Genomic DNA, 13526 nt, shown 5'->3' on the forward strand with positions numbered 1-13526 from the left:
AGTCCTGAGGTTGAGCCTGTTGTGATCTCGAGTGTCTTGACGACCCCTTTCTGATCTTGTTGCCCTTGGTTGTTTGGCGAAACAGGCGCAGGTGGCTGTACATTCAGGGTCTCTTTGTTGGAATCTTTGCCATTCACGGAAACATTAATTTGTTTGTCGCCACTTTGTTGCGCAGGCAGTTCGGCGGTGTAGCTACCGTCGGTATTTGGGGTCACCGGCAGGGTGTGTTTGTCGTTGCCAATGGTGACTTCGATATTTTGTACATCCTTGACAGGGTTGCCGTTTTTATCCGTTAGCTCTACTTTGATGGTCGGTTTGTCTCCCGCATTTGGGGTTTTTGTGTTTGGCGTAACAACGATATTTTCAACTGTGGAAATATCCGTATTATGGCTGACCGTTAAAACGGTTTTCGGGCTAAATATGCCATTCACATTTGCGGTGATATCAATATCACCAAGAGTTGTTAAGGAAAGATTAAGAGCATAGTCACTATGCCCATCATCACGCCAGTCAAGGTCTTTTCCTTTCATATTTCCTAGGTGAATATGATCAAAGTCGATATCTTCGATTGCATTACCAAAAATATCTTTTAGTGTGACCATGATCAGGGGGGTTTCACCTGATTTAAATGTCGTACGATCAGGGTTAATGTGTATCTCTATGCTATCAACGACACCTAAAGTTCCAATTGAACCTTTCCCGTCAGGGGTAACAGATTTAACAGAAGTTGCTACGCGAGTGGTAAAAGTACGCTCAAGGGAGATAATTTTGCCAATAGCAATTTGGATTTTATGCTCTCCTGCTTGTTGAGCTGAGATAGTCGTGGCATATATTCCTTTATCAACATCAACAGGCCAAATTTGGGTTGATTCTGTATTTTTATCAATAGTTACAGTGACATCATTATTAGCATTGATTATTGGGTTGTTTTGATTATCAAGTAATTGAAATAAAGCTCGGCTTTCCCTACCCGCATTGACTTTATCTACCTCTAGGATAGAAATCCGATGTGTCTTTCCACTCACGAACTCAACAGCTTGAGTTTCATTATGATGACTTACTGAAGCTGTAATTTCACTCACTCCTGCTTTGAAACTGGTTAATGTTACTTCAACAATTCCATCTTCATTGGTGATTGCTTTATCGACTACCTTGGCATGGGTTGCTGAAAAGAGAACCTCTTGGTCAGTGATGGGATTTCCATTATTATCAGTAACATAGACTTTTACTGAATTGGTCGTATTGCCATCAGCAACAGCTCCCGTCTGAGTCACAATAAAGTGACGGATATGTGCTTCAGTAATATCCGACTTGAAAACGACTTGAGCTTTTACTGGCTGATGACTGCCAGTGTAAGCACCCACTTCGTATGTCCCTGCAACCTGTGATGTAAACTGGACCTGTGTTTCACCTTTTGAATTGGTGGTTGCCGTGTATTCCCAGGGTTTAGCGACTTTCATCGCTTGCATTTTTTTGCGGAGTTCCCGATGAAATTCAGGTTGGGTTGCTGCACCAGTTTTTGTTTTTTGCGCGGCAAGTGTTAGCGCGTTTGGTAAAATAAAGACCACTTTTGCGCTAGGCACGACGTTTCCATGAGAGTCTTTGACAACGACATTGATGCTGTTGACATCATTACCATTGGCGAGGCCTTTTCCTTGGGATTTAATATCATTGGGGCTAATGCTAATGACCCCTGCATTGGTAATTTCAATTAACGTTTCTGCAACGGGGGATGCATTACCTTTGGTATCAAAGGCGGTTCCTTGTAAGCGGTAACGGTTAAGCTTTTGAGCAGCTTCCGCCGTATTGGCGGTTTTATAAGTTGGTAAAATGACGGCCGCGGTTTGATCGGTAGAACTGATTGAACCACCCGCAGCCAGTAGCTCAGGTGCTTGCCATTCAATTTGCTTAAGCGGGTATTTACTACTGAAAGATTTTACAAGCGAAATAGCTTGCCCAGTTTCACCCTGAATTTTGGCGGGTAATGACAGGTGCAATAAGGTTTTCTTTTGGTAATCGAGAATAATATTGTTATTACGCTCGACAAAATCATAGCGGTTCCCTGATAGGCGACGAGCATCAGCCACTTTAGTTGGATCTAAATGATGAGCTAAGCTTTTACCAAGCGTCCACGTAAATTGAATTTTAGCCTGAGTCTCTTTTTTGCCCTGACTCCCGATTTTATGGTTAGCATTAAGGGTTAGTAACGGGAATGGTGTCCAGTGAGCGCCGATAGTTGCTGCTTTCGGATTTTTTTGACGTTTTGTTTTTCCGAAGAGTGCAACGCTATCACCATAATATTGTTCATATTTAAGGTTTCCACCCAAGTGTGGATAATCAGGTAACCAACCTTCTGCTTGGATATCCCAACCATTGGCTGGCTTGGCATTGAAATCATGGTTTAATTCAGAAGTGCTTTTCCATGAGCTTAAAGCGAAGTAGGTATTGGCGTTAACTTTAAGATAATCTTGCCAGTATTCCACGCCAACGCCTGCTCGTGTATGGTACTGAGAAAGGTCGTGGTCGATAAACGCATTAATACCAAGCGTATTTTTTTCATAAAAACGGCGTAAGCCAATGCCATTATTTGTTTGCAGTCGGCCATCATTGCGATGAACACTATGCTGTGTAAATAGCAGAGTGTCGGGTTGATCATACCAAGGGATCAGCCAATCCAATTGGGAGTTTTTAACGGATAATTTCTTATCAAGATTAATGCTTAGTTTGGCATTACCGGCTTTAGATAACCAACCCTCAATCTCTTTTGTGGCTTCATTCGCAGCTTTATTCCGTGCGTAATTCTGCGCCATATCGGACAGATCTTTAGTCTTTTTCTTCTGTGAAAGAAAAGTTCCCAGTGTTTTACTGTACTCGGCGACTAAACGTTCCGTATTGTCTTCAGCAATAATATTGTCGCTGCCTAATGTTGGCAGGTCATTGTTATCCAACATTTTTGCATAGCTGGGGATAACGGGCATAATGGCGGATGACCAGATAGCCGTAAATATGACAAAGCCGTTAGCGATTTTTTGTTTAACGGTTAAAGAAGCGGGGCTCATTCAATGTATTCCTAATAGCGAAAATTAACGCGGCTATTTTGGAATGCACCTTAGGGTAAGAGCTTGTGAATTAATTTGACTTAAAAAGAAGCGAATTTTGCAAGTTGGAAAAGATAAGAATGTTAGGTCTTGTCGCGACGAAAATTACAAGAAGAAAAAGGCAATGCAAAAAACAACGTTAATCTAATTGGAAAACTTTGGAATCTTTTCTTCGCAATATAAAACAAAGAGATAGATAGAGGAATTATGGAACTGACTTTTTTGGGCACCAGTGCTGGCGTGCCAACAAAGGAACGGAATGTCACCAGTATGATATTAAATTTGGTCGGCATTCGAAAAAGTTATTGGCTGTTTGACTGTGGTGAGGGGACACAGCACCGCATCCTCAATAGCCCATTTAAAGCGCCAAAAATTGAGAAGATATTTATTACCCATTTGCACGGTGACCATATTTTTGGGTTGCCAGGGCTATTGTGCAGCCGCTCAATGGGAGGCTCGACAGACCCTTTAACACTTTATGGGCCTAAAGGGCTCAAGCAATATATTGAAACGGTGTTGTCCATCAGTGTGTCTTATATGACTTACCCGCTTGAAATTATTGAGATTGAAGCGGGTCAATTATTTGATGATGGTGAGTTGATTGTAACGGCTTACCCCCTTGATCACCGTGTAGAATGTTATGGCTATCGCATTGAAGAACACGCCAAAAGTGGGCCGCTAGAGGCGAGCAAATTGGCGAGTGATAACATTCCCCGTGGCCCATGGATGCAAGCACTCAAAGCGGGAGAAACCATTACTCTGGAAGATGGCCGTGTGGTGAATGGCGCAGATTACCTAGGTGAGCCTATCCCCGGTAAAGTTATTGCTATTTTTGGTGACACGCAACCAACCCCACTGGCGTTTGAGCTGGCTAGAAATGCGGATGTGATGGTGCATGAAACCACGTTAGAAGCGGCTTTTGCAGAAAAAGCTAACGAACGAGGGCATTCAACGACGGTACAAGCGGCACAATTAGCCCGTGAAGCTGGGGTAAAACGTTTTATTGCCACCCATTTGAGTGGGCGTTATATGAGCGAAGATATTCCAAGGCTACTCGCAGAATGCCAAGCTGAATTTGCAGCAACCCAAATCGCGGAAGATTATTTGACGGTGAAGATTTGACGCCATTTTTATAATGTGTCGAAAAATCAGTAAAAAACGTACACATTTTGGCGTTGTGTTGATTGAGTCGACACGTCGATAAAACGTGTCGAAAAATACGCTCTAAATAGACAAATAGCGTGTTTAGTAAATCACTTTGACAAACCCATTGCGACAGTATGTTTCATACTCATCAGAAAGCTGCCTGTTTGTGACTATCACATCAAATTGTGACAATTCCCCCATATTGGCTGTCGCTACTTCATCAAACAAGTTATAAGGCGCCAATAAAATTTTACGAATGGATTTTTCCATCGCTTTTTTCTTCATAGGTAAATCGTCGATATTATAACAAGTTACGCCATAAGTACCGTGGACACCTGCGGCAGAAATAAAGGCTTTTTTGGGGTTGATTGAGTCAAGCAAGGAAGGCAAAGAAGGGTTGTAAAATGAGTCACTTTTGGGACGATATTCACCGCCACACAATAAGGCAGTGGCATTTTTTTTCTGGCTAAGGGCGAGAAAAACGTTATGGGAATAACAAATTCCCGTAAAGCTGATTTCTTCAGGGATAAGAGAAATCAAGGTTGCCATTTCAATGCCATTATCAAAGAAAATAACGTCATCCTCTGTGACCATACTGGCTGCGAGGTTAGGAATGTAGAGTTCTTCGGTTTGATCTGGCGTGAAAACATCGGCTTGCTGCTCTTGGGCAACTAAGTTAGCAGGTTGGGTAACAGAAACAATATAGCCACCAAGCAGTGACATCGGAATAGGGCCTTCTGCATCTGCGCTGAGGTCTCGGCGAATGGTCATTTCAGAGACTTCGAGTATCCTAGCAGCTTCTTTTAGATGAATGCGTCCTGAACGTTTCAAACATTCACTTAAGCGGCGAAGGCGTTCTTTTTGTTTAGTTTCTATCACCCTACAATCCTTTTATGATATACAAAATTGGCGCGGTTAGACCGCGCCCCATCACTTAGTAGTCACTCGGCTTGGTTGCCGTTCCTGTGACAATTGCAACACTGGCACTTGCACCAACACGGTTTGCGCCTGCTTCAATCATTTTAATCGCCGTTTCACGGTCACGTACGCCACCGGATGCTTTTACGCCCACTTCGCTGCCAACCACTTTACGCATTAATGCAACATGGTGTTCGGTTGCACCCATTGTACTGAAACCTGTTGAAGTTTTCACAAAACCGACGTTAATTGTGCGGCAAATTTCACAAACTTGTGTAATTTCTTCATCCGTTAACAGACAATTTTCTAAAATTACTTTTAATGTGGCATTGCCGCAGGCGGCAAATACGGCTTCAATGTCTTTACGGACAAAGTCTAAATCGCCACTTTTTAACATGCCAACGTTAATCACCATATCCACTTCATCTGCACCACGGCGTACCGCTTCAGCCGCTTCAAACGCTTTTGCTTCGGTTAAGCAGGCACCTAATGGAAAGCCTACCACACAGCAAACTTTGACGTCGCTGTTTTTTAAAAGCTCACTAGCTAAAGGAACATACCCTGTATTCACACATACGGAAGCAAAGTGGTATTCAGCCGCTTCTGCACATAATTTTGTGATATCACTGACAGTCGCGTTAGCAGCAAGTAAAGTGTGATCAATATATTTTGCTAAGTCTTGCATTTTCAACTTTCCTATATAAATGTGGGATATACAACAAAGAATGAGGAAATGTGGTAGATGTAACACTTGATCATTCGTTATTCGAGATCCTAATCACAAATGATATTTTTGCAACATGATAATGTTACTATCATATCATTATGTGATTTATTTAACACGAGGGGCATCATGGATATAGCAGTTATTGGTTCAAACATGGTTGATTTGATCACTTACATCGATCAAATGCCAAAAGAAGGCGAAACGTTAGAAGCGCCCGCTTTCAAAATTGGTTGTGGTGGTAAAGGTGCGAATCAGGCGGTTGCCGCTGCTAAATTAAATTCGAAAGTGATTATGTTAACCAAAGTTGGGGATGACATTTTCGCGGATAACACCATCCGTAACCTTGAATCTTACGGTATTAACACCCGTTATGTTGAAAAAGTACCTTGCACATCAAGCGGTGTTGCGCCGATTTTCGTCAATCAAAACTCATCAAACAGTATTTTGATCGTTAAAGGAGCCAACAAATTCTTATCACCGGAAGATATCGACCGTGCAGCGGAAGATCTGAAAAAATGTAAGTTGATCGTCCTGCAATTAGAAGTGCAGTTAGAAACGGTTTACCACGCAATCTCATTTGGTAATAAAAATGGCATCCCTGTGCTGCTTAACCCAGCCCCTGCGCAGCGTTCGCTCGATCTGGATTTTGCTTGCCGGTGTGATTTCTTTGTCCCAAATGAAACGGAATTAGAAATTTTAACCAATATGCCAGTAGACACGATGGATAACGTCCGCCGTGCAGCACAATCTCTGCTGGATAAAGGGTTGAAAAACCTCATTGTGACCTTAGGGGAAAAAGGCGCTCTGTGGATGACCCGCGATAGCGAGTTACATATACCGGCAATCAAAGTGAATGCCATCGATACGAGTGGTGCGGGGGATGCCTTTATTGGCTGCTTCTCTCATTACTATGTACACACGGGGAATATTGAAGAAGCACTGAAAAAAGCAGTGATGTTTTCTGCATTTAGTGTGACAGGGAAAGGGACTCAATCTTCTTATCCAAGTGTTGAGCAATTCAATGAATTTGTGCAAATCAACACTTCAAACGCATAGCTAAATAATAAAACTCAACGTAGCTGAATACCCTTTGATGTATTAATCCGCCATTAGAGCTGAATAGGAACTCATAGGGTATAAATTATAAAAATATAAGGGTTACTATGAACATTAAGAACATCACTCAGTTACCTGATGGGTACCTGAGCCGGACTCCTCTATTCCAATTTATCCTACTATCGTGCTTATTCCCTCTGTGGGGATGCGCCGCAGCATTAAATGATATTTTAATTACCCAGTTTAAAAGTGTCTTTGAACTCAGTAACTTCGCCTCAGCTTTAGTACAAAGTGCGTTCTATGGCGGGTACTTTTTAATCGCTATTCCAGCCTCTTTAGTGATCAAAAAAACCAGTTATAAATATGCGATTATGGTGGGGTTAATTCTCTATATCGCCGGTTGCAGTATGTTCTTCCCTGCATCCCATATGGCGACTTATACCATGTTCTTGGCGGCAATCTTCGCCATTGCGATTGGTTTAAGCTTCCTTGAGACCGCGGCGAACACTTACAGCTCAATGATTGGCCCTAAGCAATACGCCACATTGCGCTTAAATATCAGCCAAACGTTCTACCCAATCGGAGCTGCGGGTGGGATCTTACTGGGCAAATATTTAGTGTTCTCTGAAGGGGATAGCTTACAAAGCCAGATGGCAGGCATGAATGCAGAGCAAATTCATGAATTCCGCTTAGCGATGTTGGAAAACACCCTCGAACCTTACCGCTACATGATTATGGTATTGGTCGTCGTGATGATCCTCTTCCTCATTACCAAGTTCCCGAAATGTAAAGTGGCAGAAACCCAAGATCATAAACGCCCAACCGCATTAGAAACCTTAAGATATTTAGCAAAAAATAGTCGCTTTAGAAAAGGGATCATCGCCCAGTTTTTATATGTAGGTATGCAAGTTGCGGTCTGGTCATTCACTATTCGTTTAGCGCTGGAAATGGGCGATATTAACGAACGTGATGCCTCGAATTTCATGGTGTACAGCTTTGCATGTTTCTTTATTGGTAAGTTTATCGCCAATATCTTAATGACTCGCTTTAATGCAGAAAAAGTCCTGATTATTTACTCGGTGATTGGTGCACTGTTCTTAATTTATGTTGCATTTATTCCGAGCTTCACCGCGGTCTATGCAGCGGTGATGGTGAGTATTCTGTTTGGGCCTTGCTGGGCAACCATTTATGCAGGCACATTGGATACGGTAGATAACGAACACACTGAAATGGCAGGTGCGGTGATTGTGATGGCAATTGTCGGCGCTGCTGTCGTACCCGCTATTCAGGGTTACGTGGCTGACGTACTGCACTCTTTGCAACTCTCTTTCTTAGTCTCCATGCTGTGCTTTGTGTATGTCGGTATTTACTTTGTGGGTGAACGCCGCTTTAAAGCCAAACAAGAGGCTAAATAACGTCTAGCTTGGGTGGTGAAAGCTGCCCAATTCTCTTAACTCACCGTGAGTATGAAAATGAATACACGAATTCCTCTTCACAAAAGCGTATTTACGGAAAACCCGACGCTTATTCTAAAAAATGACCAATTCACTGCCACCGCATTTCGTTATCACACTGGCGTGGAAGGTTTACGTATTGAAAACCAACAAGGCTACTTAACTATTTTGCCTTTTCTCGGGCAAATGATTTGGGATGCTGAATTTTGTGGCCAAAATCTGAAAATGGAAAATATGTTTTCAGCGCCTAAATCAGTTCCTACAGTTATTGAGACCTATGGCTGCTTTGCTTTTCACTCAGGTTTAATCAGTAATGGCTGCCCTTCACCAGAGGATAATCACCCATTGCATGGCGAAATGCCTTGCGCCCCAATGGACAGTGCTTGGCTAGAATTGACTGAAAATTGTTTAAAAATTTGTGGTGAATATGAGTATATCATGGGGTTTGGCCATCATTACCGCGCTGCGCCGTCCGTTTCATTAACGGCGAATAGCTCGCTGTTTGATATTCATATGTCTGTGACTAACTTGGCTTCAGTGCCAATGCCGCTTCAATATATGTGTCATATGAATTATGCCTACGTGGATAATGCAACATTGACGCAAAACATTCCTGAACACGCGATTAAACTGCGTGAATCGATACCAGGACATGTGCACCCAACGGAAAAATGGCTCGAATTTAACGAAGCATTGAAATCTGGCGCAGTAAAATTAAACTAGCTTAACCAGCCACAAATGTGCGACCCAGAAATTGTGTTCTTTATGGATAATCTGAACCAATACACAGAAAACTCTGAATTTAGAATGACATCGCTAGCGGGGAACACCTTTGTCACGCAATTTAAGTCCAGCGAACTGAACTCTGCAACACGGTGGATTTTATATAATGGCGACCAAAAAGTAGGGGCATTTGTATTGCCTGCAACGTGTCGACCAGAAGGTTTCTTGGCAGCGAAGAATAACCAAACCCTAATTTGGCTCGACGCAGGGCAAACCCGTGAATTTACGGTGACTACAGGTGTTGAACAGTAGTTTTTCACGACTAAAGGCAGCGAGATGCTGCCTTTTACTCATATTGCTGGCATTCATCTTTTAAATCGGCAAGTAACTGCGCGGCATCATTCACTGGTGTTTTTTTCCCATCAGGTTGCATCATTAGAGCGACCTTAATATTCGCTTCATGCATATCAGGTAAAATTTCTGTCATTAAGTGTTCAAGGGTAAATGGCATTGGCGTAAAATTTGTCCATTCGCCTGTTAAGCACAACTCCACATACGCTTTTGCAGGCCATAGGGGAAGAGAGAGGCACTTGCCATCATCCCATGTCGTGACGAGGTTCTGCCCATCGCCGATGCCCCAAACTTGCTGCCAATCGGCGATTTTTCCAACAAAGTAGCGGTACTTTTCGGGCGAACTTAACGCCGAAACATTTTGAATTTCTTTCTCATTAGGGGAAAATATTGGGCTATTCATTATTGGATGATCTAAAAAGTAATTGATAATTATTGGGATAATAATATTTATAATTGTTATCTTAATAACACGATAACGTCAAACAACACACAGTAAAACGATTAAAAAATATCTATCAGATGAATTTTAGGGCGGTTAGAGATGATAGAAGTATTGCTTGAAAAATATGCCATTGGCATGACCATTATTGCAGTGTGTCTCATGCTGTATGTTGGTTTCGAGATATTCCATAAGCGACGTAAACATAAGCACAAACATAAAAGCATTATTATTCATATTATTCAAACGGTTGTATTATGTGGTATCGTGGTGGTAGCTGCGCAATATGTAGACATGGCCGCGGCAGATTTTGATTTGAATTTTATTTCCACCCCATTGGTTAATTTTATCACGATCGCATTGATTGCTTTGATTTTAATGCGAAAATTATTCCAGCTTGCCAACCGATTAGAAAAAACACAAATTAAAAAAGGCAGTGACCCCACTTCGGCTCGTATCGTTGCTCGGGTGTTCAAAACCACCGTATTTGTCATTATGGTTCTGTTATTTGGTGAACATTTTGGCTTGAGTCTGTCAGGGTTGATGGCGTTTGGTGGCATCGGCGGTATTGCTATCGGCATGGCGGGTAAAGATATCTTGAGTAACTTTTTCTCAGGGTTGATGCTGTATTTTGACCGACCATTTAACATTGGGGATTGGGTCAGTTCGCCCGATCGAAACATTGAAGGCACGGTAGTGGAAATTGGTTGGCGGATCACCAAGATCATCACCTTTGACCATCGGCCATTGTATATCCCCAACTCGGTATTTTCGTCCATTAGTGTGGAAAACCCTGGGCGCATGACCAACCGGCGGATCAAAACGGAAATCGGCTTACGTTACGAAGATTCCGATAAAATTGGTGCGATCGTCGACGATATTCGCACGATGTTGCAGCAAGATGAAAATATCGATACCAGCCAAACGCTGCTGGTGTATTTTGATGCGTTTGCGGATTCGTCGTTAAATATTATGGTGTACTGCTTTACCAAAACCACGGTTTGGGCAGAGTGGTTAGCGGCGCAACAGGGTGTTTATTTAAAGATCATTGAGATTGTTAAGCGCCACGGTGCAGACTTCGCCTTCCCATCACAAACATTGTATGTGGAAAAAAACCACTAACGTCCCATACAGGATAAATTGACCGACTGATTTCATAGATTACGGTTATTAGTTGGTCATTTTATCTGTAAATTTAAACTTATTTGATTTTATATTTCGGTGGGGTTATTGAGAGGCATGAATATTTTTATGCTATTAACCAGTGGCTTATAAAAAATATTCGACTCCACGTGTTTTCCATTTTTTTACCACAGCGCAAATCATTCCAATTCCCTGATCTATCAAGTATATTGACCGCCTCTTTTCCTCAGCTAACTAAGAGCCAGACTGCTATGAACAAAATCAATGTGGCATGTAGCCAGGGGGTCGCAATCTATTTCACTAACCAATTTCAGTGGGTAGATATTCGCGATGCACAGTTAAACAATATTGCTGCGGTGGTGCTATCTGAACAAGATGCCAACCAAGGGCTGTGGGAAAGGATCGCACAGAGTAAACTGAGTATTCCGCTGTTTATCATCAGTGATAAACAGCTACCAACAGATGAAAATTTACCGCCTTATATCACTGCATTACTGCCACCAGCGCCCTCCGAGCGGGAAGAAAACAGTCGCCAATTGCTTGATGCTGCAAATCAGTATCTTGAGCAGTTATTACCGCCATTTTTTGCACGAATGATGGATTATGCTGCGGGTCATAACGTCACATTTGCCTGCCCGGGCCACCAAGGTGGGCAATTTTTCCGCCGCCACCCAACGGGTGAGCAATTTTACCAATTTTATGGTGAGAATTTATTCCGTACGGATTTATGCAATGCGGATGTGGCGATGGGGGATTTGCTCATCCACGAAGGTGCAGCAAAAGAAGCCCAAAAGTTTGCGGCAAAAGTGTTTAATGCAGACAAAACCTATTTTGTCCTCAATGGCACATCGTCTTCCAATAAAGTGGTGCTTAATGCGTTATTAACACCGGGTGATTTGGTGTTATTTGACCGCAATAACCATAAATCCAACCACCATGGTGCGCTAATTCAAGCGGGTGCAACCCCCGTTTATTTAGAAACCGCCCGCAACCCGTTTGGCTTTATTGGTGGCATAGATGCGCATTGTTTTGAAGAGCATTATTTACGTGAGTTAATTCAAGATGTGATGCCTGAAAAAGCGCAGCAAACGCGGCCTTTTCGCTTGGCGGTGATCCAGCTTGGTACATACGACGGCACGGTGTACAACGCAAGGCAAGTGGTCGATAAAATCGGTCACTTATGCGATTATATTTTGTTCGATTCGGCGTGGGTCGGCTATGAACAATTCATCCCAATGATGCGCCAGTGTTCACCATTGTTGCTTGAATTAAATGAAAACGACCCGGGTATTATGGTTACCCAGTCAGTACACAAGCAGCTAGCGGGTTTTTCACAAGCGTCACAAATTCACAAAAAAGATAACCATATCAAAGGGCAAGAACGTTTTGTTTCCCATAAGAAACTGAATAATGCCTTTATGATGCACGCCTCGACCAGCCCATTTTATCCCTTATTTGCTTCGTTAGATGTTAATGCGCGCATTCACCAAGGGGAAGCGGGTGAAATGATGTGGATGGATTGCGTGAAAACAGGTATTGAAGTGCGCAAATCAATTTTCCAGCATTGCCGCTACTTTAGGCCATTTGTACCTGAATTGATTGAGGGTAAAGCGTGGCATGAATACCCGACAGAGCAAATTGCTTCTGAGCAGCGTTTCTTTAATTTTATTCCAAAGGAACGTTGGCACGCCTTTGAGGGGTATGCCCAAGACCAATATTTCGTCGACCCATGCAAACTGATGCTAACAACACCGGGTATTGATGTGGAAAGTTGGGAATATGAGTCTTTTGGCGTTCCTGCGACTATTTTGGCGCATTTTTTACGTGAGCACGGTGTGATCCCCGAAAAATGCGACTTAAACTCGATTCTGTTTTTATTAACCCCGGCGGAAACGACGGAAAAACTCGCACTGTTAGTCTCCCATTTAGTGCGTTTCGAACAATTATTAGATGAAGATGCATTATTAGAAGATGTACTCCCATCGGTATATCAACGCTACCAAGCGCATTATCAAGGTTATACGTTACGCCGTTTATGCCAAGAAATGCACCAATTGAGCGTTAATGACAATATCAAGCAGCTGCAAAAAGAGATGTTCCGCAAGGCACATTTCCCTGAAGTAAAAATGAACCCACAACAAGCGCATTTGGAATTTATACGTGGTAACTGCGAATTATTGCCACTCGATGAACTTGAAGGGCGCATTGCGGTAGAAGGCGCATTGCCATACCCACCGGGCGTTTTGTGTGTTGTGCCGGGGGAAGTGTGGTCAGGCCCTGTGCTGCGTTATTTCAAAGCACTTGAAGCAGGCATCAATGCATTACCGGGCTTTGCTCCTGAATTGCAAGGCGTGTATATTTCGAAAAACGAAGGTGAGAAAAAACGTGTCTATGCGCATGTTTTAAAATAATTTCCTTCGTATTCAGACTTTAAGCGTAGATTTTGCCTTATAGGGTGGTTACATTGG

At 42.7% G+C, this 13526-nt stretch carries 9 protein-coding genes and 1 pseudogene; 6 read left to right on the top strand and 4 right to left on the bottom strand.

Features of this window, described 5'->3' with window-relative positions; genetic code table 11:
* Positions 1-3059 (bottom strand): inverse autotransporter beta domain-containing protein (locus AC4IFT_RS18910; protein WP_490752264.1); only part of this gene is annotated, 3059 nt, incomplete at its 3' end.
* 246 nt (positions 3060-3305) lie between these two features.
* Here AC4IFT_RS18910 and rnz point away from each other — a divergent pair.
* The gene (gene rnz / locus AC4IFT_RS18915; protein WP_490752266.1) at positions 3306-4220 is read left to right on the top strand and encodes a ribonuclease Z; all 915 of its coding nucleotides are present in this window, start codon (positions 3306-3308) and stop codon (positions 4218-4220) included.
* A 123-nt stretch (positions 4221-4343) separates the two neighbouring features.
* On the opposite strand, the gene deoR is transcribed toward rnz, so the two are convergent.
* Together deoR and deoC are read right to left on the bottom strand one after the other, a co-directional pair.
* A complete protein-coding gene (gene deoR / locus AC4IFT_RS18920) occupies positions 4344-5123 on the bottom strand; it encodes a DNA-binding transcriptional repressor DeoR (protein ID WP_219245562.1) in 780 nt (259 codons plus the stop codon).
* Between the two features lie 55 nt (positions 5124-5178).
* On the bottom strand, positions 5179-5847 hold the full coding sequence (gene deoC / locus AC4IFT_RS18925; RefSeq protein WP_490737305.1) for a deoxyribose-phosphate aldolase: 669 nt from the start codon (positions 5845-5847) through the stop codon (positions 5179-5181).
* A gap of 168 nt (positions 5848-6015) precedes the next feature.
* Between deoC and rbsK the strand changes: the two genes are divergently transcribed.
* From rbsK to AC4IFT_RS18940, 3 genes and pseudogenes are all read left to right on the top strand, one after another.
* Positions 6016-6945, top strand: coding sequence for a ribokinase (gene rbsK, locus AC4IFT_RS18930; protein ID WP_219245564.1), 930 nt, complete (start codon positions 6016-6018; stop codon positions 6943-6945).
* 107 nt (positions 6946-7052) lie between these two features.
* Positions 7053-8360 (top strand): L-fucose:H+ symporter permease, encoded by a 1308-nt coding sequence (gene fucP, locus AC4IFT_RS18935; RefSeq protein WP_490737308.1) that lies wholly within the window; start codon positions 7053-7055, stop codon positions 8358-8360.
* A 57-nt stretch (positions 8361-8417) separates the two neighbouring features.
* A pseudogene (locus tag AC4IFT_RS18940) lies at positions 8418-9434 on the top strand (aldose 1-epimerase family protein).
* Between the two features lie 34 nt (positions 9435-9468).
* On the opposite strand, the gene AC4IFT_RS18945 reads toward AC4IFT_RS18940, so the two are convergent.
* Positions 9469-9876 carry a DUF2750 domain-containing protein gene (locus AC4IFT_RS18945; protein WP_490737312.1) on the bottom strand — a complete coding sequence of 136 codons (408 nt, stop codon included), beginning with the start codon at positions 9874-9876 and terminating at the stop codon, positions 9469-9471.
* Between the two features lie 141 nt (positions 9877-10017).
* Here AC4IFT_RS18945 and AC4IFT_RS18950 point away from each other — a divergent pair, with 141 nt between their 5' ends.
* Together AC4IFT_RS18950 and AC4IFT_RS18955 are read left to right on the top strand one after the other, a co-directional pair.
* On the top strand, positions 10018-11037 hold the full coding sequence (locus tag AC4IFT_RS18950; protein ID WP_490737314.1) for a mechanosensitive ion channel family protein: 1020 nt from the start codon (positions 10018-10020) through the stop codon (positions 11035-11037).
* 272 nt (positions 11038-11309) lie between these two features.
* Complete coding sequence (locus AC4IFT_RS18955; RefSeq protein ID WP_490737316.1) at positions 11310-13469, top strand: ornithine decarboxylase; 2160 nt, start codon at positions 11310-11312, stop codon at positions 13467-13469.
* Positions 13470-13526 lie beyond the last annotated feature (57 nt).

The organism is Providencia sp. UF-183, assembly GCF_058246155.1.